General features: G+C 41.6%; 19 protein-coding genes. 7 read left to right on the forward strand and 12 right to left on the reverse strand.

Annotated features, from left to right (window positions below):
* Position 1: 1 nt before the first annotated feature.
* The 7 genes from HMPREF2853_RS03115 to pbp1b form a co-directional block, all read right to left on the reverse strand.
* Positions 2–787, reverse strand: coding sequence for a Hachiman antiphage defense system protein HamA (locus HMPREF2853_RS03115; RefSeq protein ID WP_223326749.1), 786 nt, complete (start codon positions 785–787; stop codon positions 2–4).
* Positions 788–925: 138 nt separating this feature from the next.
* Positions 926–1,606: a rhomboid family intramembrane serine protease gene (locus HMPREF2853_RS03120; RefSeq protein WP_070534829.1), complete on the reverse strand. Its 681-nt coding sequence runs from the start codon at positions 1,604–1,606 to the stop codon at positions 926–928.
* Complete coding sequence (locus HMPREF2853_RS03125) at positions 1,590–2,129, reverse strand: 5-formyltetrahydrofolate cyclo-ligase (protein WP_000642766.1); 540 nt, start codon at positions 2,127–2,129, stop codon at positions 1,590–1,592. The genes HMPREF2853_RS03120 and HMPREF2853_RS03125 overlap by 17 nt, the downstream gene beginning before the upstream one ends.
* Before the next feature lie 11 nt (positions 2,130–2,140).
* Positions 2,141–3,271 carry an N-acetyldiaminopimelate deacetylase gene (locus HMPREF2853_RS03130; RefSeq protein WP_000886115.1) on the reverse strand — a complete coding sequence of 377 codons (1,131 nt, stop codon included), beginning with the start codon at positions 3,269–3,271 and terminating at the stop codon, positions 2,141–2,143.
* 67 nt (positions 3,272–3,338) lie between these two features.
* Positions 3,339–4,037, reverse strand: coding sequence for a 2,3,4,5-tetrahydropyridine-2,6-dicarboxylate N-acetyltransferase (dapD, locus tag HMPREF2853_RS03135; RefSeq protein WP_000127447.1), 699 nt, complete (start codon positions 4,035–4,037; stop codon positions 3,339–3,341).
* A gap of 84 nt (positions 4,038–4,121) precedes the next feature.
* On the reverse strand, positions 4,122–5,033 hold the full coding sequence (locus HMPREF2853_RS03140; RefSeq protein WP_061587501.1) for a DMT family transporter: 912 nt from the start codon (positions 5,031–5,033) through the stop codon (positions 4,122–4,124).
* 77 nt (positions 5,034–5,110) lie between these two features.
* Positions 5,111–7,618 carry a penicillin-binding protein PBP1B gene (pbp1b, locus tag HMPREF2853_RS03145; RefSeq protein WP_070534830.1) on the reverse strand — a complete coding sequence of 836 codons (2,508 nt, stop codon included), beginning with the start codon at positions 7,616–7,618 and terminating at the stop codon, positions 5,111–5,113.
* Between the two features lie 141 nt (positions 7,619–7,759).
* Between pbp1b and tyrS the strand changes: the two genes are divergently transcribed.
* On the forward strand, positions 7,760–9,016 hold the full coding sequence (gene tyrS / locus HMPREF2853_RS03150; protein WP_000546906.1) for a tyrosine--tRNA ligase: 1,257 nt from the start codon (positions 7,760–7,762) through the stop codon (positions 9,014–9,016).
* A 77-nt stretch (positions 9,017–9,093) separates the two neighbouring features.
* Here tyrS and HMPREF2853_RS03155 read toward each other — a convergent pair whose 3' ends face one another.
* Both HMPREF2853_RS03155 and HMPREF2853_RS03160 read right to left on the reverse strand, forming a co-directional pair.
* Positions 9,094–11,157 carry a heavy metal translocating P-type ATPase gene (locus tag HMPREF2853_RS03155; protein WP_070534832.1) on the reverse strand — a complete coding sequence of 688 codons (2,064 nt, stop codon included), beginning with the start codon at positions 11,155–11,157 and terminating at the stop codon, positions 9,094–9,096.
* Between the two features lies 1 nt (position 11,158).
* Complete coding sequence (locus tag HMPREF2853_RS03160) at positions 11,159–11,437, reverse strand: DUF6110 family protein (protein ID WP_000910909.1); 279 nt, start codon at positions 11,435–11,437, stop codon at positions 11,159–11,161.
* A 151-nt stretch (positions 11,438–11,588) separates the two neighbouring features.
* Between HMPREF2853_RS03160 and HMPREF2853_RS03165 the strand changes: the two genes are divergently transcribed.
* On the forward strand, positions 11,589–12,437 hold the full coding sequence (locus HMPREF2853_RS03165) for a putative RNA methyltransferase (protein WP_070534834.1): 849 nt from the start codon (positions 11,589–11,591) through the stop codon (positions 12,435–12,437).
* Between the two features lie 110 nt (positions 12,438–12,547).
* Here HMPREF2853_RS03165 and HMPREF2853_RS10060 read toward each other — a convergent pair whose 3' ends face one another.
* The 3 genes from HMPREF2853_RS10060 to malQ all read right to left on the reverse strand — a co-directional run bounded on the left by HMPREF2853_RS10060 (position 12,548) and on the right by malQ (position 16,803).
* Positions 12,548–12,754 (reverse strand): hypothetical protein, encoded by a 207-nt coding sequence (locus tag HMPREF2853_RS10060; RefSeq protein ID WP_009013759.1) that lies wholly within the window; start codon positions 12,752–12,754, stop codon positions 12,548–12,550.
* Positions 12,755–13,002: 248 nt separating this feature from the next.
* The gene (gene glgP, locus HMPREF2853_RS03175; RefSeq protein WP_070534836.1) at positions 13,003–15,261 is read right to left on the reverse strand and encodes a glycogen/starch/alpha-glucan family phosphorylase; all 2,259 of its coding nucleotides are present in this window, start codon (positions 15,259–15,261) and stop codon (positions 13,003–13,005) included.
* Positions 15,262–15,285: 24 nt separating this feature from the next.
* A complete protein-coding gene (gene malQ, locus HMPREF2853_RS03180) occupies positions 15,286–16,803 on the reverse strand; it encodes a 4-alpha-glucanotransferase (RefSeq protein ID WP_070534838.1) in 1,518 nt (505 codons plus the stop codon).
* 475 nt (positions 16,804–17,278) lie between these two features.
* Between malQ and HMPREF2853_RS03185 the strand changes: the two genes are divergently transcribed.
* The 5 genes from HMPREF2853_RS03185 to HMPREF2853_RS03205 all read left to right on the forward strand — a co-directional run bounded on the left by HMPREF2853_RS03185 (position 17,279) and on the right by HMPREF2853_RS03205 (position 22,782).
* Positions 17,279–18,547, forward strand: a complete 1,269-nt coding sequence (locus HMPREF2853_RS03185; RefSeq protein WP_070534840.1) for an extracellular solute-binding protein — start codon at positions 17,279–17,281, stop codon at positions 18,545–18,547.
* A 124-nt stretch (positions 18,548–18,671) separates the two neighbouring features.
* Positions 18,672–19,964, forward strand: coding sequence for a sugar ABC transporter permease (locus tag HMPREF2853_RS03190; protein WP_000414940.1), 1,293 nt, complete (start codon positions 18,672–18,674; stop codon positions 19,962–19,964).
* Between the two features lies 1 nt (position 19,965).
* Positions 19,966–20,808: a sugar ABC transporter permease gene (locus HMPREF2853_RS03195; RefSeq protein ID WP_001065650.1), complete on the forward strand. Its 843-nt coding sequence runs from the start codon at positions 19,966–19,968 to the stop codon at positions 20,806–20,808.
* A gap of 177 nt (positions 20,809–20,985) precedes the next feature.
* Positions 20,986–21,786 carry a DUF1189 domain-containing protein gene (locus tag HMPREF2853_RS03200; RefSeq protein ID WP_002880570.1) on the forward strand — a complete coding sequence of 267 codons (801 nt, stop codon included), beginning with the start codon at positions 20,986–20,988 and terminating at the stop codon, positions 21,784–21,786.
* Between the two features lie 9 nt (positions 21,787–21,795).
* On the forward strand, positions 21,796–22,782 hold the full coding sequence (locus tag HMPREF2853_RS03205; protein ID WP_001145426.1) for a LacI family DNA-binding transcriptional regulator: 987 nt from the start codon (positions 21,796–21,798) through the stop codon (positions 22,780–22,782).
* Positions 22,783–22,806 lie beyond the last annotated feature (24 nt).

The raw sequence follows: 22,806 nt of genomic DNA on the forward strand, positions 1-22,806 counted from the left end.
CTTATGTATGTAAAGTGTTTAAAAAGTCAACGACTGCTTGGAAAGTTTCTTTCTGGATTGCAATGATCTGCAATTTAGAGAATCTACTTTGAGTATTTATTCTCTGATAAATAGACTTAATTCTTCGAAGTTCTATTGTCGTATTAAACCCACAGAAAACAATCCCTCCTAATAGAACGTTTTTATCATTACTGACGTTCGTGTTACCCAAAGTTTCAAGAATATTTATAACTGTTTTCTTCTCATCAGTATAGTCAACACTTGACCGAACGGAGTTTATGGCATTTAACCATAGCTGTGCATTGTCTCTATTAAGTCTACCAACTAAATCCCTGTTTGCCATGTTTATTCTTTCTGAAACTTTTGAATTAGCATCAAGCATTGTTCCTAGTTCCCCAGCCTTAGACTCTATTATCCAAATGTCATTGTTTGAATCAACAGCAATAATATCAAAGCCCTTCTTCACATTTCGCTCTTCGAGATTAAAGAAAGGAGAAATAACTTCAAAATTTCCCAAAGCTCTTATTATCACATTTAAGATTAGTTCTCCTATAGCACCAACTCTTTTATCTTGTTCATTAGAAAGTCTATAATTTACTAGCTCAGCAATTGTCCGCTCGAAAGTATGATACACGGACGCCGAACTTAAAGCATATTCTCCGTGACAAATTACTATTAATTCATTTTTTATTTTTTCTTTCAACTCATCCGATAGATATCGTATCTCAATTATTTTGTAATCAATAGAGTCATTAACTGTCACTCCGTCTAATAATTGTAGCATCATAATTAACTCCTCATTTTATCATATTATTTAAATTATTATATCACGATTGATTCTGTTGTGGTAGTTTTGACGATAGGCTAGGATATAATCAATACACAAAAAGCTACTCATTCTTTGAGTAGCTTTTTAACTATCCCCCTACACATAGCTCATTCCCTTATAGAAAAGGAAAACGGCTAGTGCAATAAAAAGTAGGGCTGCTCCAATTCGCTGGCTGGTACTATACATCTTTCTATCCCATTTGACTGGAAAAATGACTGCTAGAAAGGCACCGCCTATTGCACCACCAATATGCCCCGCTAGGCTGATTCCTGGAATCAGAACACTTCCAATGATATTTATCACAAAAAGCGTCAGGTAGGATTGCCCCAACTGCTGGATATAGGGGTTGCGAGTTGCGTAGCGCAAAACGATAATCGCAGCAAATAACCCATAGAGAGAAGTGGAGGCCCCTGCTGCTAGGACTTTCGGTGTGAAAGCAAAAACAAAGAGATTGCCCATCATTCCTGATAAGAGATAGAGAAAAAAGAACTGCTTGGAGCCGAAAATCTCCTCCACCTGTCGTCCAAGAAAGTAGAGCGAAATCATATTGACAATGAAATGTTCCCAACCTATATGCACAAATATAGCTGAAAAAAGGCGCCAGATCTGCTCTGGGAACAGGCGAATGATCGGTCCATACATGGCTCCAAACTGAAACAGAGTTTTGGCCTGATCAAAGTTGATACCCGTAGTAATCAGCATCAGTAGAAATACAAAGCCAGTCACTAGGAGGAAGAAACTAGTCACAGGATAACGTTTATCAAAGATTTCCTTCATCTATTAGCACCTCCTGGACGGGAATATCATGGTTTTCCGAGTTAAACTCCTGAACTTGACAAGGATAGATTGTACTCATGGTATGCCCAGCAAAATGTTCTAGATAGCGGTCGTAGTATCCTCCACCATATCCGATCCGATAGCCCTCTGTTGTAAAAGCCAAGCCCGGAACATGAATCAAATCAATCTGAGACGGATCCACAACTTCCAAGTCTCCTTTCGGTTCCAGTAAACCAAAGGAAGTTTTTACCAACTGCTGCGGATTATAGACCACAAAGTCCATGCGCCCCTTGGGATAGGTTTTGGGTATCAGGACCTTCTTGCCGTCCTTCAGCGCCTGCTCGATCAGTTCCTGCGTTTGAAATTCATGAGGGAAGGAGAGATAGGTTGCGATGGTCTTGGCTTCTTGGTAAAAGGGATGCTTTAAAAATCGCTCAGTTAAAGCTCGATCCATAGCCTGTTTTTGTTCCTGAGATAGAGTCTTCATTTCTTGCAAGACTTGCTTGCGTAGTTCTGCTTTCATAGACAATTCCTCTACTCTGCTGCCTTCTTTTTCAAGAAACTAGAGACCGCATCTACCCCAATGGCTAAGGCTTCTTCCTTAGGACTCATCTGAGGGTGATGAAGGGCGTAGGGACTGTCGATACCTAGCCAGAACATAACGCCGTCTACCTTCGAAAGGAGATAGCCAAAGTCCTCACCAGTCATAGCAGGCTCGATATCAATCAACTCGACTCCGTCTTTCTCTTCAAAAAAGTCCATCAGTTCACGCGCCAAGGCTGGATTGTTCTCAACAGGTAGGTAGCCTCCTTGCTTGAGTTCTACTTCGACTTCCATATCAAAGGCTGCCGCAACCCCTTCTGCGACTGTCTTGACTCTTTTTTGTACCAAGAGGCTCATTTCCTGAGTCAAGGCGCGAATGGTTCCGTGTAAAAAGGCTGTGTCTGTAATGACATTGTTGGTTGTTCCAGCTTGGAAAAGACCAAAGGTCACCACTGCTCCCTCGATGGGATTGACATTGCGGCTGACAACTGACTGTACTTGGGTTACAAAGTAACTAGCAGCCACCAAGGCATCATTGGTTTCATGCGGAAAAGCTGCGTGTCCCCCTTTTCCTTTGAAACGAATCTTCACCTCACAGGTCCCTGCAAAGAGCGTATGGGTATTGGTCGCGATCTGTCCAACCTTCAGATCCGGACGTACATGGAGGCCATAAAATTGGTCTGGCAGCCAGTCCCCAAAAGCACCATCCTCATACATGAGCATCCCACCAGCCTCATTTTCTTCAGCAGGCTGAAATAGGAAGAGCAAATTATTCTTGGGTTGCTCCTCAAGGGCGCGTTCGAGACAGCCCAAGGCAATGGTCATATGAAAATCATGGCCACAGGCATGCATGCGACCTTGGTGCCGAGAAGCAAAAGGTAGACCTGTTTGTTCGACGATAGGCAGGCCATCAATGTCTGTTCGCCAACCAATGGTTCGTTCCGGCTGACTTCCCTGCAGGTAGACCAAAATCCCTGTCCGCCAAGTACGAATCTGAACAAAATCCTTGCCCGTAGTCAATTTCTCAATCACATCCAGCAAATAAGCCTGAGTCTTGAACTCTTCCAAGCCAATCTCTGGAATCTGGTGTAAATCTCGTCTAGTCTGAATCAAATCTAACATCTATCTGTCCTCCGATATAGCAGAAAGAGGCTGGAAAAAGGGTTCCGCCTCTTTTTTACTTTTACAATTACAAGGTACGAAGCGCATCCTCTAGCGCTGTTTTTTGTTGGGTTTGGGCATCAATTTCTTTGATGATACGAGCCGGAACACCTGCTACAACAACGTTTTCTGGAACATCTTGGGTAACGATAGCTCCTGCAGCGACAACTGAACCACTACCGATTTGCACCCCTTCGATCACCACTGCATTGGCACCGATAAGAACATTGTCTCCGACACGAACTGGTTCAGCACTAGCTGGCTCAATCACACCCGCCAAAACTGCACCTGCACCAACGTGGCTGTTTTTTCCAACGATGGCACGGCCACCAAGGATGGCACCCATGTCAATCATGGTTCCAGCACCGATTTCAGCACCGATATTGATAACAGCTCCCATCATGATAACAGCATTGTCACCAATTTCCACCTGGTCACGGATAATAGCACCTGGCTCGATACGAGCGTTGATAGCACGTTTATCTAACAAAGGAACTGCAGAATTACGAGCATCTTGCTCAACAACATAATCTTGATTTTCTACTAAACCTTCAAGAAGCGGAGCAACATCCTTCCAGTCTCCGAATAAAACATTTCCTAGTTTGACAACAGAGCTTGGTACAGCCGTTGCAAGTTCTCCCTCAAAAGTTACTTTGACACTGGTTTTCTTTTCAGCATTGGCAATAAATTGGATAATTTCTTGAGCGTTCATTTTTGTAGCAGTCATAGGTGCCTCCTGGTTCGTTATAATGATACCTATTCTACCAAAAAAGGCTTCAAATTTGAAGCCTCAACTATCAAATAATCATCTTTACCTGGCTTGTTTTGCTTCTTCAACAGATAAGAAAATCATCGGAACGATAATCAACACCATAGCTAAAGCCAAAAAACCATCCATGACCAATCCCAGAAAAAGAACACTTAATAAAGCTGAAGAGAGCGGTTCGCTAGCACTCACCACTGATACAACCAGCGGGGAAACGAGTGACACAGCCTTCATAGATAGAAAGAAGGCAAAAGCAGTACCAAACACGGCAATCGTCAGACAAATCAGCACACTTACCAAATCCACTTGAAAACTTATCCGATAAATAGGGTAAAGAAAATTACTAAAGAGCCCTGCCAGAATCATCCCCCAACCAACAGTCGGAACAAATCCGTAGCGCCGTGCAAAGCGTTGAGGAAGGATAACATTAAACATGACCCCTACTGCACTAAGCAAACCTGTCACTAGAGCCAAAGGTGTCATGGACAACTGGGACAAATCCCCTTTCGTAGCCATCAAAAAAACACCTAGCATGGCAATCAAAACGTAGAAAACAGCTGTAATTGAAGCCTTCTTCTGGTAAATGATTCGATTGTAAAACAGGATAAAAACAGGGCTGATAAATTGCAAAATGGTCGCCGTCGTCGCATTGGAATACTCAACGCAGAGATAAAAGAAAAACTGCACAGAAAAAATACCTAGAATAGCATAGGCTAAAAAAGGTAGATAATTTTTCTTATCACGCCAGATGTCCAACAAGCGGCTACGCAACTGAAAGGCAGATAGACCTAAAACCAAACTCCCCGCCACTAGTAAACGCATAGAAGTAATCCATCCAGAAGACACTGGATAATGAGTGAAAAAATACTCTCCTAAAATCCCACAAATCCCCCAGATTAGGCCTGAGAGTAGCGAATATACTGTTCCCTTAACAATCTTTTTCTGATAATGATTCATATTATTATTGTAACACGAAACCAACAAAGAAAAAAGTAGCAACAAGGAGAAATTACTAACCTTGCTACTACTCTTTCTTAACGATTAAATAGACGTGAACGTCCTGAAGAACCACTTTGAGTATTTCCACTCGAACTTGAACTTCCAGAGCTACTGCTTGAACTTGAGCTTGGAGGAGTCACTGCTGGAATGCTTCCTAGAATATTCTTCCATGCGTTCAGATAATCTGCATCGCTTCCTCCAATAGCAAAGCGATAGGTGGTCACTGGGGCACCTTCTTTAGTCGCCCAGTAGCTCGTTACTGTTGATCCAGAAACTTCTATTTCTTTCCCATTGATAGAAACCTTGCCCGGTTTCTCCCCTGTAGACTTGAGAACTTGTGACTTGGTCACACTTGAGTCAAGATTAAAGCGCTCATTCCCCCAAATTCCAGGTTTTGCTTGTTGAATGGCATTAACCAAGTGGGCCATATAGTTGGCATTGCGGTAGTGGCCCGCCCCTTTGGCTAGTGGGCGGTTGTCATCGTGACCTAGCCAGCCACCCAAAGTCAAGCGAGGTGTAGAAAGCATGAGCCACATATTTTCATCTTCATTGGTCGTACCAGTTTTTCCAATCCAGTCAGCACTAGCTAGGGATGGATTGATAGTCGTCAAGTCCGTCTGGAAACTCGAGGTAATCCGAGACGATATAACATCCCGAAGGAGACTTTGCATAATGGTTGCTGTCGCTTTCGAATAAACCTGGACAGGCTCATCCTTGTGCTCGTATACCAGTCGGCCATCCGTTGACTCGATCTTCGCGATCATATGTTTCTTATGGTAAACTCCATTGTTGGCCAGAGTTTGATACCCGTTGGTATGCTGGGCAACTGTAACGTCAATCCCTCCACCCATCGGTAAACTTTCAATACCATATTCTGGGATTTCGTAACCCATTTTTTCCATATAGCCTTTGACATCAACACCCTTCTCTCGAAGCGTACGATACGTCCAATAGGCTGGGATATTCCATGAGTAGTTAAGGGCTTCTCCCAATGTCATCATGCCCGTACCAGGACTATTGACATACATGATGGGATTCCCATTTGAGAAGTTGGTAGGATAGTTTGATAAAATACTTGCACTTCCCATCAAACCTTGGTCAATAGCGATACCATAGGCCAATATAGGTTTCGTGGTTGAAGCTGGAGAACGCTTGGTGTCGATAGCGTGATTGTTCTGATTTTCTTGATAATTACGGCCACCAACAAATCCAAGGATAGCTCCCGTTTGGTTGTCCATGAGGACATTCCCCACCTCAGGCTGGCCTGTCGAATCATCTAGCAAATAGCCGTAGGTCGCAACCGCATTTTGCATCGCAGCATGAACATTTTTATTGATAGTTGTCGTAATCTTATATCCACCATTTTCAATTTCCTTAGTGGCTAAATCACGATAGGATTTCTGAATGGACTCATTCTTTAATTCTTGCGCAGAAACATTATCTCGTTGGACGAGGTAGTCGTACATACGATCAGTAGCTTCTGCCAAGGTTGCATAGTAGAGATAGTCACGCGAAGTCCCGCTAACACTACCGGATGGTAAGAAGTCTTTCTTAAAGTCATAATCTTTGTACTTATCGTAGTCTTCCCGACTTAGAGCTCCTGTCCGGTACATGTTGTAGAGGACATCCTTGGCACGCTTAATTCCCAAAGCCATGTCCTCATCACTCTTCATACTACCATCAGATTCATAAGGAGAATAACTGATTGGACTCTGTGGCAATCCTGCGATAAAGGCAGCTTGAGGGACCGTTAAATCCGAAGCATTGACCCCAAAGATTCCTTCTGCAGCCTGCTGGGCACCTGCAATATTTTGACCTTTATGATTGCGACCAAAAGGAGCTATGTTAAGGTAGGTTGTCAAAATCTCATCCTTACCCATGGCCCGCTCTAAAGCAAGAGCATCAATAATCTCTTTAGCCTTACGAGCTAGAGTTGGAGCATCCCCCACTACTTGTTGCTTGATGACCTGCTGGGTCAAGGTCGAACCACCACTAGACGAGCCTAGACCGACAAAGGTTCCCAAAGTCGCACGAATAACGGCCTTAGGCACAACTCCCTTGTGCTCATTGAAATGCTCGTCCTCTGTCGCAACAATGGCTTTCTTAAGGTTGTCTGAGATAGCATCTGAAGCGACTGAAGTGCGCAGTAAATCGCCCTCGATCGAGGCAATGGTACTGCCGTCAGAATAAGTGATCTCTGAGATGGAGGCAATATCCTTCACTTGCTTGACCAACTCTTCTGCTTGAGGGACCTGGGCCTTGTCAAATAGAGCGACTCCATAACCCATAGCCACACCAGCGCCAAACAGTCCACCGATAAAGCCTAAGATAAAGAGAGTATTAAAGACTATTTTAAACCCACTCAAAATCTTAGCAAAAATAGACCCTGCCCTTCTAACTTTGTCAGAAGAGGTCCCCTTTTTACTGGTTTTCTTATTAGCTAGTTTTTCTGCTAGTCTTTTCTTCCATTTTGCAATTCGTTGCATTAGCTGCTGGAAAAAATGCAGCATTTTTGTTTTTAATTCATTAATTCTTTCTTTCATGAATGTCCTCGCTTTCTCTATTATACCATAAAAGGGAAACTTTCAATAAAATAGGCACTTTCTTCCCTATTCTACTAGGCTATTGCCCAAGTTTGTGATAAAATAGGTAGAAACAATATTTTTAAAAAGGAGAAAAGACACATGCACATTTTTGATGAGCTAAAAGAGCGTGGTTTGATTTTTCAAACGACTGATGAAGAAGCTTTGCGTAAAGCCCTAGAAGAAGGTCAAGTTTCTTATTATACTGGCTATGATCCAACTGCTGACAGCCTTCACCTAGGCCACCTTGTCGCAATCTTGACAAGTCGTCGTTTGCAACTAGCAGGTCACAAACCTTATGCGCTCGTTGGCGGTGCTACAGGTCTCATCGGAGATCCGTCCTTCAAAGATGCTGAGCGTAGTCTCCAAACAAAAGACACAGTAGAGGGCTGGGTCAAGTCTATCCAAGGACAACTTTCTCGTTTTCTTGACTTTGAAAATGGGGAAAATAAAGCTGTCATGGTCAACAACTACGACTGGTTTGGCAGCATCAGCTTCATTGACTTCCTCCGTGATGTCGGAAAATACTTCACTGTCAACTACATGATGAGCAAGGAGTCTGTAAAGAAACGGATTGAAACAGGGATTTCTTACACTGAGTTCGCTTACCAAATCATGCAAGGATATGACTTCTACGTCCTTAACCAAGAGCACAACGTCACCTTACAAATCGGTGGTTCTGACCAGTGGGGAAATATGACAGCTGGTACCGAATTGCTTCGTCGTAAGGCTGATAAGACTGGTCACGTTATCACAGTGCCACTCATTACAGATGCAACTGGTAAGAAATTTGGTAAATCTGAAGGAAATGCAGTCTGGCTCAATCCTGAAAAGACTTCTCCATACGAAATGTACCAATTCTGGATGAATGTCATGGACGCTGACGCTGTTCGCTTCTTGAAAATCTTTACTTTCTTGTCACTAGATGAGATTGAAGACATCCGCAAGCAGTTTGAGGCTGCTCCTCATGAACGCTTGGCTCAAAAAGTCTTGGCTCGTGAAGTCGTGACTCTTGTCCACGGAGAAGAAGCCTACAAAGAAGCCCTCAACATCACTGAGCAACTCTTTGCTGGAAACATCAAAAACCTTTCTGTCAAAGAACTCAAACAAGGACTTCGTGGAGTGCCAAACTACCAAGTACAGGCAGACGAAAATCACAACATCGTAGAACTCCTCGTATCTTCTGGTGTGGTTAATTCAAAACGTCAAGCCCGCGAGGATGTTCAAAATGGAGCTATCTACGTCAACGGTGATCGTATCCAAGACCTTGACTATGTCTTGAATGACGCAGATAAGTTAGAGAACGAACTCACTGTTATCCGTCGTGGTAAGAAAAAATACTTTGTATTGACTTACTAAACTGTTCAACATTTATCTATAAACAAAGGAGTTAACCTCGAGAAAGGTAACTCCTTTTTGCTGTTAATAACTCTCATCTATCTATTTTTAATAGACAGACTACGCAAGACAATGCGCAAGGTTGTTAGATTATGTAAGATAGAGAGATTTGAAGGACTGAGCCAATTAAACAAGCCAAAGCCAATCAAACTACTATTTACGACAACGGTATCTTGAATATTCTTCTTGATGAGTATTTGCAAAGATGATGATAGCGAATCCAACTCTTGGAAGAAATCCAAGCGATTATCTAACAATAAGATATCACTCATCTGCTTAGAAATATCTGCGCTTTCATTCATCACCACACCGATATCTGATAGGGTTAGAGCCGCTGAGTCATTCAATCCATCTCCAACCATCAAAATAGTGTGACCTGCTCTCTGCAGTTTCTCTACTAACTCAAACTTCCCATCAGGTTTCAAGTCTGTATAGACTTGATCAAAGGGCAAATCTTTTACTAATTCCTCTGTCCTAACCAGGGTATCCCCTGTTGCCAGAATCAATTTTTTCCCTTGTGCCTTAAGTTTCTCCAAGGCTGCTTTTGCTTCTTTTCTCAAAGGAGTATGGATGCAGAACATTCCAATCAATTCATTCTGATATGCTAAGAATAAGAGATTGTAGTGGCTCTTATACTCTTCAATTAAAGCATTTTGTTCCGAACTGATATGAATCTGCTCATCCTGCATCAAGACATAATTCCCAATAACAACTGGTTGGCCATCGATATAGGACTTAATTCCCTTGCTTGCAATATATTGGAGTTTCCCATGCATTTCCTCATGTTCAATTCCCTCTATCTCAGCTTGCTTGACAATGGCATTAGCGATAGGATGATAGATGTGTTCTTCAAGACAGGCACTTATTCTTAAGATTTCTTCCTCACTATAGTCTCCAAAAGGTAACACCTTTTCAACTATAGGATAGCTAGTTGTGATTGTCCCAGTCTTATCAAATAAGAAGGTATCGACTTCCAGATATTTCTCCAGAACATCCCCATCCTTAATCACCATTTCACGATTCAACCCCTCCTTGATAGCTGTTAAATAAGCTACAGGAGTAGAGATTTTCAAAGCACAGGAGAAATCGACCAATAGAAAAGAAATAGCCTTAGAAAAAGAACCTGTTAATAGGTAAGTCAGACCAGCACCCAAGAAATTATATTTGACGACCTTATCCGCCATCTTGATGAAATAGCGTTGTTTAGTTTTCTTGTTTTCTTCAGATTTCTTCATCAACTCAATCAGTTGTAAAATACGGCTGTTCATCTGATTATCGGTTACACGAATACGTAGCTCTCCAGTCTCCAAGACTGTATTTGCACAAACCGAATCAAACTCTCTTTTTTCAACTGGAAAACTCTCTCCCGTCAAGGAACTTTCATTGACCATACCTAAACCTGAAACTACTTGTCCATCAAACAGAATTTCATTTCCTTGAGATAGGACCAAGACATCTCCTATTTGAACATCGGAACTCTTGATGCTAACGACCGTATCGCCCTGTACCAAGAATACATCGCTCTCTTTTGCAAGAAGACTCTGTTCTAAATCTGTTGCAGTTTTTTTCAAGGACCACTGATCTAAATGATTGCCTAAATCAAGCATAAACATGATATTACTAGCCGTCTTGGATTGGTTCATAAACATGGACAATAAAATAGCCGAACAGTCCAAGACTTCCATCGTTAGTTCCTTACGCGCTAGTGTTTGATAGGCTTCTCTAATATAACCCAAAGCCTGATAACAAGTCCATATATAGCGAATAGGATACGGCACAAAACTACGAAAAAGTACACGCTTAATCGCTGCACCTGAAACAATAGAATAAGCACTCTCTTCTCTACGAATGGGAAGAGTCATCAACTCAGAAACTTTCCCTTTATCAATTCTTTTTAAAAAGGCTTCTGCATTATCTAATACAGAAAAGCCTTCTTTTATGCGTAGAGTAAAGTGCTGTTGATCCATGTAAAACTGGATAGACTCAATCCCCTTTTCATCTCTCGCCAAGGAACGAAGATAGTCTTGAATATCCAAGGTGAGTGAAAAAGAAGATGATAGTCGGATATGTTGGTATCCTCTATGTAGCACTTTAAAAGACATATTATTCTCCTATAAGGCTATCTAATTGCTCTTCTTTTTTCTCTTGCTCATACAAATATTTAGCATCTTGCAAAACATCGTCTCCATGTTGTTTCACAACAGAAACAGATGCATCTAGCTCGTCTTTCAACTTGTAAGCCTTAGCCAAAGCTTTAGAATAACCTTTTTTAGCTTCCTTACTTGCTAAGATTTTCAAACCAAGGGTACCAAATGCGACACCACCCAAAAATAATGAAGATTTTTTCGCAACTTTTGCAACGGTTAATACTTCTTTTAACATACTTATTTCCTCCTTATCATTATTATATAGCAATTTAGATATAAAAGCAATTTCATTTTATAAATTGGAGAATTAGTTTTATTTCTACTGAATCTCCCATCTACTTGCTCCTAAAGTTGCTTTCACTTGCCTCTTTTGATACACTTAAACTATGAATACAAATCTCAAACCCAAACTTCAGCGCTTCGCTGCTGCGACTGCCTTTGCCTGTCCTATCTGCCAAGAAAATCTAACCTTAGTAGAGAGCAGTCTCAAGTGTAGCAATCGTCATTCTTTTGACTTGGCAAAATTTGGCTATGTCAACTTGGCTCCTCAAATCAAGCAATCTGCCAACTACGACAAGGAAAACTTTCAAAACCGCCAAGAAATCCTAGAGGCTGGCTTTTATCAGGCTATCTTAGAAGGTATCTCCGACTTACTAGCCACTAAACCATCCGCAAAAACAGTCTTGGATATCGGTTGTGGCGAAGGCTTCTACTCTCGCAAGCTCCAAGAAAGTCACTCTGACAAAACCTTTTACGCCTTTGATATTTCAAAAGATTCCGTTCAAATCGCTGCCAAGAGCGAACCAAACTGGGCGGTCAACTGGTTTGTCGGCGACCTGGCTCGTCTTCCTATAAAAGACGCCAGCATGGATATCCTGCTTGATATCTTCTCGCCTGCCAACTATGGGGAATTCCGTCGCGTTTTATCCAAAGACGGTATTTTGATCAAGGTCATCCCAACCGAAAATCACCTCAAAGAAATCCGTCAAATGGTGCAGGACCAGCTGACAAAGAAGGATTATTCCAACCAAGATATCAAAGAACATTTCCAGGAACATTTCAGAATCCAATCTAGTCAGATTGCTTCCTTAACAAAACCTATCTCAGCTGAGCAACGCCAAGCCCTGCTTGCCATGACGCCCTTACTCTTTCACGTTGACCATACCAAGATTGACTGGAGCCAACTGACAGAGATTACCATTGAAGCAGAGATTTTGGTTGGGAAAGCACTGTAATTAAAACTTTCAGATAAGACAAAAACCCGCACCTCTTCTTGAGGCGTGGGTTTAAATCGCGATTTTTCAACTGTCTATCCGAAAAGTGGAAAAAATTTTAACCTCTCCATTTATTTTCGATTCGAAATGACAAATTTATCAATGAATAATAAGTGAAATGAGGCAAGTGTAATCCCCAAATAGCACCCATGATAAGAGATTTCTTGATGGGTAAGTGGAAAAAGAGTACGATTCCCCATCGAGAGTGATGACAAAACCACAAATAGTATCCAAAATAAATCAGTCCATTTATATTTTGAAAAATATTTTTTCCACATAAAAACACCTTCTTTCTTCACCACAATGCTATTATAATACAAATTATAAGCGGATACAAGAAATACGAAGCCATCAACTACGAAGAATCATGAGACTGAAATACAGTAAAAAGCAGTATTTCTAAAACTTCAACGTATCTATGATTTATCTCTTTTTAGACCTGATTGGCTAAAATCCACATCATTCAAAAAAGCGAATTTCAATTGAAACTCGCTTTTTACAAAATGTATTAGTATGAATTTGTATCTTAGTTCAAGTGCCAGATATCTTCGTTGTACTGAGCGATTGTACGGTCAGATGAGAAGAATCCTGCTTTGGCAATGTTAACGATGACTTTATCCAACCATGCGTCGCGGTCTTCGTAGTCAGCAAGCATTTGCTCTTTGACTTTAATGTAGTCTTCCAAGTCAAGGAGAGTCATGAACCAGTCTTTGTTGATCAATTCGTTGTAAAGACGTTCCAAGCGTTCTTTCTTGCCTACTGCAAGAACAGCGTCACTCACGATGAAGTCAACCAATGGTTTGATAGCTTCACGAGCGTAGAATTCGCTTGATTTGTAAGCTGCTTTTGCGTAAAGGTCGATAACAGTTTCTGAATCTTCACCGAAGATGTAGATATTTTCGTCGCCAACCAACTCAGCGATTTCCACGTTAGCACCGTCCATAGTACCAAGAGTCAAAGCTCCGTTCAACATGAATTTCATGTTACCAGTACCTGAAGCTTCTTTAGAAGCAAGTGAGATTTGTTCTGAGATGTCACATGCTGGGATAAGGAAGCTTGCTGCAGTAACGTTGTAGTTTTCAACCATAACCACTTGCAAGTGTGGAGCTACTTCTGGATCATTTGCAATCACTTCTGACAAGCAAAGGATCAAGTGAATGATGTCTTGAGCGATTGTGTAGGCAGGAGCTGCTTTACCACCAAAGAAGACTGTGATTGGACGAGCAGGGATGTTACCAGCCTTGATGTCAAGGTATTTGTGGATCACATACAAAGCGTTCATTTGTTGGCGTTTGTACTCGTGAAGACGTTTGATCTGGATATCAAAGATAGAGTTTGTATTGATTTCCACACCTTGGTGTTCTTTCAAGTGACGAGCCAATTTACGTTTGTTGTGAGCCTTGATACTTTCCAATTTTTCTTTAACAGCAGCCTTGTCTTCGTATGACAAGAGTTTTTCAAGCTCATCTGCTTCATGGTGCCAACCATGTCCAAGAATCTCATCCAAGTAGTGAGACAAGCTTGGGTTAGCATGCATAAGCCAACGACGGAATGTGATACCGTTTGTTTTGTTGTTGAATTTTTCTGGGTAGATGTCGTAGAAAGCTTTCAACTCTGAGTTCTTCAAGATTTCAGTGTGAAGAGCTGCAACCCCGTTTACGCTGTATCCATAGTGAATATCCATGTGCGCCATGTGTACACGATCATTCTCATCGATGATTTGAACAGCTGAGTCTTTGTATTCTGCCTTCACACGACGATCCAATTCTTCGATGATTGGTACCAAGTGAGGAACCACTTCTTGCAAGAATTCAAGAGGCCATTTTTCAAGGGCTTCAGCAAGGATTGTGTGGTTAGTGTAGGCAGTCATACTACGAACGATTGAGATTGCTTCATCAAGCTCGATACCTCGCGCAGTCAAGAGACGGATCAATTCAGGAATCACCATTGATGGGTGAGTATCGTTGATTTGTACAACAGCGTAGTCTGCAAGGTCATGCAAGTTGCTTCCTTTTTCGATTGCTTCGTCGATGATCAATTGCGCACCGTTTGAAACCATGAAGTATTGTTGGAAGATACGGAGCAATTCACCTTGCTTGTCGCTATCGTCTGGGTAAAGGAAGAGAGTCAAGTTGCGAGCGATATCTGTCTTGTCAAAGTTGATACCGTCTTCGATGATAGAAGAATCAACTGAATCCAAGTCAAACAAACGCAAGCGGTTTTTAGTAGCTGTCTTGTAACCAGGAACATCAATATCGTAAAGAGTTGATGTCAAGGTAAAGTGTGCAAATGGCACTTGGTAGCTACGGCTTGAGCGAACCAACCAGTTTTGCTCTGTCAACCAAGCGTTAGGAATCGTTTCTTGTTGGTTGTTTTTAAGAACTTGTTGGAAAAGACCGAAGTGGTAGTTCAAACCAACACCATCACCATTCAAACCAAGTGTAGCGATTGAGTCGATAAAGCAGGCTGCCAAACGTCCCAAACCACCGTTACCAAGTGATGGTTCCAATTCGACTTCTTCAATTTCAATCAACTCTTTACCTGCAGCAGCAAGTTCTTTTTTCACATCGTCGTAAAGACCAAGGTTAATCAAGTTGTTTGACAAGAGTTTACCGATCAAGAACTCAGCTGAGATGTAGTAAACTTTTTTCTTACCAGTGTTGACTGGTTTTTGACTGCTAGCAAGCTTGCTGTAGTTGAGAAGAGCAAGGTAAAGCTCTTCATTGCTACATTCTGCAATGGTTTTATTGTAACGTTTTTGTACAAATTCGTTTAATGGTAACATGTTTATGTGTCTCCTGATATTGTCTTATTTCTTTAATTCTACCAAATTTTCATTGATTCGGCGATAAATTGTAGTCAAGTCAAGCAAAGTTTCTTCAACAGCTGGTGTGAGTTGGTCTGCTGTCATACGCCATGACCAGTTTCCACCAAGAGTAGATGGGAAGTTCATACGAGCTGACTCATCTAGTTCTAGCAAGTCTTGCATGGTTGCAATAGCCATGAAGCTAACTGATGAAAAGACTGTGCGAAGCATTGCGTGTGGTACTGTTTCATACTCTTTACGGTTCGTGTAACGAGCCATGTATTCACGAGTTGGATCGTCAATCTCATTACGGTACCAACCAAGAACTGTATTGTTATCATGTGTTCCTGTGTACATAACAGAGTTGGCAGGTGCCAAGTGTGGGCTATCGATACTTTCGTCTTCTGGATTGAAGGCGAATTGAAGAATCTTCATTCCTGGGAAGCCAGTACGCTCACGCAACTCGATGACTTCATCTGTCATGAAACCAAGGTCTTCTGCGATGATGTTTAGCTCACCAAGGTCCTTCTTAACGGCTGCAAAGAGTTTGTAGCCAGGACCTTTTACCCATTTACCAGGTGCTGCTGTATCGGAACCAGCAGGAATTTCCCAGTAAGATTCGAAACCACGGAAGTGGTCGATACGAACAATATCGTAGATCTTGAAGCTTTCGCGCAAGCGTTCAATCCACCATTTGTAACCGTCTTTGTCCATTGCTTCCCAGTCATAGATTGGGTTCCCCCAAAGTTGACCAGTGGCAGAAAACTCATCTGGTGGGCATCCTGCGATGCAAGTTGCTTTACCATTGGCATCTGTCTTGAAGAGATGTGGATTTGCCCACATGTCGCTTGAATCTTCCGCTACGTAGATAGGCATGTCACCAACGATTTCGATGTGGTTATCGTTAGCGTAGGCTTTCAATTTCAACCATTGTTGGAAGAAGAAGTATTGAGTCACACGGTTGTAAACCAACTTGTCTGCCAATTTCTCACGGTAGCTTTCAAGTGCTGAAGCTTTACGCGCACGAGCATCTGCATCTGGCCATTCTGTCCAAGCAAGATTGTCAAAATGCTCTTTGATTGCCATATACTCAGCGAAGAGTTCAAGCCATGATTGGTTATCTTGAGCAAACTTCTCAAAATCTTTGACATCACCCACTTCCAAGAAGCGTTTCACTGCTTTTTCTAAAAGTGGACGACGTGCATAATAAATCTTCGCATAGTCAACTTCAGATGCATCGCTACCAAAGTCAACACCTTTAAGATCACTGGCTTCGAGCAAGCCTTGCTCTACCAAGATATCAAGGTCGATAAAATGCGTATTCCCAGCAAAGGCCGAGAATGATTGGTATGGAGAATCTCCATAGCTTGTTGTCCCGAGAGGGAGGATTTGCCAGTAACGTTGCTTCGTACGAACCAAGAAATCAACGAAATCATAGGCGCTTTGGCCAAATGATCCAATCCCGTATGCTCCTGGAAGAGAAGAGATGTGCATCAACACACCACTTTGACGTTTTTTCATAATAGCACCTCATGTGTTTGTTATAAAACGTTGCGCAATCAAGGCGCAAACGTTTGCGTTAAATTAAGTATAGCGTATTTTGAACACAAATGCAAGCGGTTTTAAAAAATTTTTTTTGAATTATTTTAATCAAACAAAACTTGTTCCCACTGATATTTTATGAAATGAGCCAAAAAAATTTTAAAGATTTTCTGATTTAAGATAATTCATTCCCAATATCTGCTCTATTTTCTGAAAAAACAAGCCGAATTTACGCAATCGTTTCCCTAGTATATTTTCCATTCAAGAAAAACAACCGTTTTAAGTTCTTTCCTATATAAAGGCTTTAACAAATGTTTGAAACCTTAAAATTTTTTTAAAAAACTTTTTAAAAACGCTTGCAACCGTTTTCTATTTGTGCTATACTAGGCTCATAAAAGAAAACGTTTGCGTTTTCTAAATAAATTATACTGTTATTCTTTAGGAGGAATACACTATGTCATCTAAATTCATGAAGAGCGCTGCTGTGCTCGGAACTGCTACTCTCGCTAGCTTGCTCTTGGTAGCTTGCGGAAGCAAATCTGCTGACAAAGCAGCTGATACTAGCTCTTCAGAAGCACAAGAAATCACTTTCTACGTTGAAGACCAATATAAAGCCTTCGCTGAATCAGCTGCAAAAGCTTACGAAAAAGAATCTGGCGTAAAAGTTACGATCAAAACAGGAGACCAAATGGGTGGTCTTGATAACCTTTCACTTGACAACCAATCTGGTAAAGCCCCTGATGTTATGATGGCTCCATACGACCGTGTAGGTAGCCTTGGTACTGACGGACAACTTTCAGAAGTAACTCTTAATGATGGTGCGAAAACAGACGATACTACTAAATCTCTTGTAACTGTTGGTGGTAAAGTCTATGGTGCTCCAGCCGTTATCGAGTCTCTCGTAATGTACTACAACAAAGACTTGCTAAAAGAAGCTCCAAAAACTTTTGCTGAACTAGAAGAACTTGCAAAAGATAGCAAATATGCTTTCGCTGGTGAAGATGGCAAAACTACTGCCTTCTTAGCTGACTGGACAAACTTCTACTACGCATATGGACTCCTTGCTGGTAACGGTGGTTATGTATTCGGTCAAAATGGTAAAGATCCTAAAGATATCGGTCTTGCAAACGACGGAGCAATCAAAGGTATCGAATACGCTAAATCTTGGTACGAAAAATGGCCTAAAGGTATGCAAGATACTGAAGGTGCTGGTAACTTGATCCAAACTCAATTCCAAGAAGGCAAAACAGCTGCTATCATCGATGGTCCTTGGAAAGCTCAATCCTTTAAAGATGCTAAAGTAAACTACGGTGTTGCGACTATCCCAACTCTTCCAAACGGTAAAGATTACGCAGCATTCGGTGGTGGTAAAGCTTGGATCATCCCATCAAGCACTAAGAATCTTGAAGGCGCTCAAAAATTTGTAGACTTCCTAGTTTCAACTGAACAACAAAAAGCATTCTACGATGCAACCAATGAAATCCCAGCTAACACTGAGGCTCGTACTTATGCTGAAGGCAAAAACGATGAGTTGACTACAGCTGTTATCAAACAGTTCAAGAACGCTCAACCAATGCCAAACATCTCACAAATGTCAACAGTTTGGGATCCAGCAAAAACTATGCTCTTTGATGCTGTAAGTGGTAAGAAAGATGCGAAAACAGCTGCTAACGATGCTGTAACATTGATCAAGGAAACAATCCAACAAAAATTTGGTAACTAATTGAATTGTTCAAGGGGGGTGGAAGCAAAATCCCCCTTTGAATTTATAGATATGCTTCTTATCAGATGTACGTATCTTACGATTGAATCCGAGTTTAAACTCGCATCCTATGAAAGGAGTAATCATGGAAAAACAACAGCCTCGCAAAGCAGCCTTGCTGTCAATCATTCCTGGTTTAGGACAAATCTATAACAAACAAAAAGCTAAAGGATTTATTTTCCTTGGCATTACTGTTCTATTTGTTCTGTATTTTCTAACACTTGCAACCCCTGAATTAAGCAATTTGGTCACCCTTGGTGACAAACCTGGCCGTGATAATTCACTCTTCATGCTGATTCGCGGTGCTTTCCATTCTATCTTTGTTGTCGTTTACTTGCTCTTTTACATCTTTAATATCAAGGATGCACATACGACTGCTAAACGTATCAACAACGGTATTCCCGTAGCTCGTACCTTCAAGGACATGATTAAAGGCATTTATGAAAATGGATTCCCATACCTTTTAATCATCCCATCGTATGTAGCGATGACATTTGCAATTATCTTCCCTGTTATCGTAACCTTGATGATTGCCTTTACCAACTACGACTTCCAACACTTGCCACCAAACAAATTGTTGGACTGGGTTGGTTTAACGAACTTCACAAACATCTGGAGTTTGAGTACCTTCCGTTCAGCCTTTGGTTCCGTTCTTTCTTGGACCATTATCTGGGCTTTATCTGCTTCTACTTTGCAGATTGTCATTGGTATCTTTACTGCCATCATTGCCAACCAACCATTTATCAAAGGAAAACGTATCTTCGGTGTTATTTTCCTTCTTCCTTGGGCAGTTCCAGCCTTCATCACTATCTTGACATTCTCAAACATGTTTAATGATAGTGTTGGTGCCATCAACACCCAAGTCTTGCCTCTTTTGTCTAAGGTTCTTCCTTTCCTAGATGGAGCTCTTATCCCTTGGAAAACCGATCCGACTTGGACTAAGATTGCCTTGATTATGATGCAAGGTTGGCTAGGTTTCCCATACATCTACGTTTTGACCTTGGGTATCTTGCAGTCTATTCCTAACGACCTCTACGAAGCGGCTTACATCGATGGTGCCAATGCTTGGCAAAAATTCCGCAACATCACTTTCCCAATGATCTTGGCTGTTGCAGCTCCAACATTGATCAGCCAATACACCTTCAACTTTAACAACTTCTCTATCATGTATCTCTTTAATGGTGGAGGACCTGGTAGCGTTGGTGGTGGAGCCGGTTCAACTGATATCTTGATCTCATGGATTTACCGTTTGACAACAGGTACAGCCCCACAATACTCTATGGCGGCAGCTGTTACCTTGATTATCTCCATTATTGTCATCTCTATCTCTATGATTGCATTCAAGAAACTACACGCATTTGATATGGAGGACGTCTAAGATGAATAACTCAATCAAACTCAAACGTAGACTGACTCAAACCCTCACTTACCTCTACTTGATTGGCTTATCAATCGTCATTATTTATCCACTTTTGATTACCATTATGTCAGCCTTCAAGTCTGGTAACGTGGTAGCCTTTAAACTAGATGGTAACGTCGATTTTAGTTTTGATAACTTTAAAGGACTCTTCACTGAAACCTTGTACGGCACTTGGTATCTCAATACCTTGATCATTGCCTTGATTACAATGGCTGTCCAAACAAGCATCATCGTACTTGCTGGTTATGCCTACAGTCGATACAACTTCTTGGCTCGTAAACAAAGTTTGGTCTTCTTCTTGATTATCCAAATGGTGCCAACCATGGCTGCTTTGACTGCCTTCTTCGTTATGGCACTTATGTTGAACGCCCTTAACCATAGCTGGTTCCTCATCTTCCTCTATGTCGGTGGTGGTATCCCTATGAACGCTTGGTTGATGAAAGGTTACTTTGATACCGTACCAATGTCTCTTGATGAATCAGCAAAACTTGATGGTGCAGGACACTTCCGCCGCTTCTGGCAAATCGTCCTCCCTCTTGTTCGCCCAATGGTTGCGGTACAAGCCCTCTGGGCCTTCATGGGACCTTTCGGAGACTATATCCTCTCTAGTTTCTTGCTTCGTGAGAAAGAATACTTTACAGTTGCCGTTGGTCTCCAAACCTTCGTCAACAATGCGAAGAACTTGAAGATTGCCTACTTCTCAGCAGGTGCCATCCTCATCGCACTTCCAATCTGTACACTCTTCTTCTTCTTACAAAAGAACTTTGTTTCAGGACTTACAAGTGGTGGCGACAAGGGATAATTTATCCCCGCCACCCTTTTTCATTTTGGAGCTTGTGGCTAAAGCTACAAGATTGGACACCCTTCTACAAATCTTATTGAAAGCCCTCTTTCAATACATAATTGATTTCCTAGACTTGAAATAAAGCACATTTCTCTATATAATACTCATATAGAAAACACTTTTAGAAAGATGCCTATGCTTCCATATCCATTCTCGTATTTCTCTAGTATCTGGGGATTTCGCAACCCCCTATCAAAACGTTTCGGCCTCAACTGGTTTCAGCTTCTCTTTACGAGCATTTTCCTCATCAGTTTGTCTATGGTTCCGATTGCCATTCAAAACAGCTCACAGGAAACGTATCCACTGGATACCTTTATCGATAATGTCTACACTCCACTGACAGATGAAGCCATCATGGACTTGTCAGAGAATGCACAAATCGTTGATGGAAAGCTGAACTACTCAGGTACGAAGAATCAGCAGCCTTCTCTTTTGATTGGCCCGAGCCAAAGCAAAGAATTGCCAAAGGACTTGCAACTTCATTTTGATACGGAAGAACTCGTCATCAGTAAGGAAAGTAAGGAACTAACTCGCATTCGCTACCACGCGATTCAAACGGAGAGTTTCCAGAGTAAGGAAGATCTAACCCAGGCCATTTCTAAAGATTGGTACCAACAAAATCGGGTCTATATCAGTCTCTTTCTCGTTCTTGGTGCTAGCTTCCTCTTTGGATTGAATTTCTTCATTGTCTCTCTTGGAGCTAGTCTTCTCCTTTATATCACCAAAAAATCACGCCTCTTTTCATTTAGGACTTTTAAAGAGTGCTACCATTTTATCTTGAACTGTTTAGGATTACCCACTCTGATTACGCTTATTTTGGGACTTTTTGGCCAAAATATGACAACGCTTATCACTGTACAAAACATTCTTTTTGTTCTTTATCTGGTCACTATTTTTTACAAGACACATTTCCGTGATCCAGATTATCATAAATAGGAGATTTTTATGCCCGTGACGATTAAAGATGTGGCTAAAGCAGCAGGTGTCTCACCTTCAACTGTTACCCGCGTCATTCAAAATAAATCAACGATTAGTGATGAAACCAAAAAACGAGTTCGCAAGGCAATGAAGGAACTCAACTACCATCCCAACCTCAATGCTCGTAGCTTGGTAAGTAGCTATACTCAGGTTATCGGCCTGGTGCTCCCTGACGACTCGGATGCCTTTTACCAAAATCCTTTCTTCCCATCTGTCCTTCGTGGTATCGCCCAAGTCGCGTCTGAAAACCACTATGCTATTCAGATTGCAACGGGGAAAGATGAGAAAGAACGTCTCAATGCGATTTCTCAGATGGTTTATGGCAAGCGTGTTGACGGTTTGATTTTCCTCTACGCCGAGGAAGAAGATCCTCTGGTCAAGCTAGTAGCTGATGAGCAGTTCCCCTTCCTCATTCTCGGAAAATCCACTTCACCCTTTATCCCTCTTGTTGATAATGACAATGTACAGGCGGGCTTTGATGCGACAGAGTATTTCATCAAAAAAGGATGTAAACGAATTGCCTTCATCGGGGGGACAAAGCGACTCTTCGTAACACAAGATCGTCTAACTGGCTATGAGTCCGCACTCAAACAACACCAACTTCCGATTGATACCAACTTAACCTACTTTGCAAACGAATTTCTAGAAGAAAAAGGGTATCAATTCAGTGAACTCCTGTTCAATCACGATCCACAGATTGACGCTATTATCACAACTGACAGTCTCCTTGCAGAAGGGGTTTGTGACTACATCAGTAAGCATCAGTTAACTGTTCCTGTCTTGAGTTTCGACTCTGTCAATCCTCGACTTGACCTCGTAGCTTATGTGGACATCAATAGCCTGGAACTTGGGCGCGTTTCCTTTGAAACCATTCTCCAGATTATCAACGATGCTAAAAACAATAAACAGATTTGTTACCGCCAGTTGATTGGACACAAAATTATCGAAAAATAAAGACCAGCCCCAAGGCTGGTCTTT

It is taken from the genome of Streptococcus sp. HMSC077F03 (assembly GCF_001812375.1).
Lineage (GTDB): Bacteria > Bacillota > Bacilli > Lactobacillales > Streptococcaceae > Streptococcus > Streptococcus oralis_S.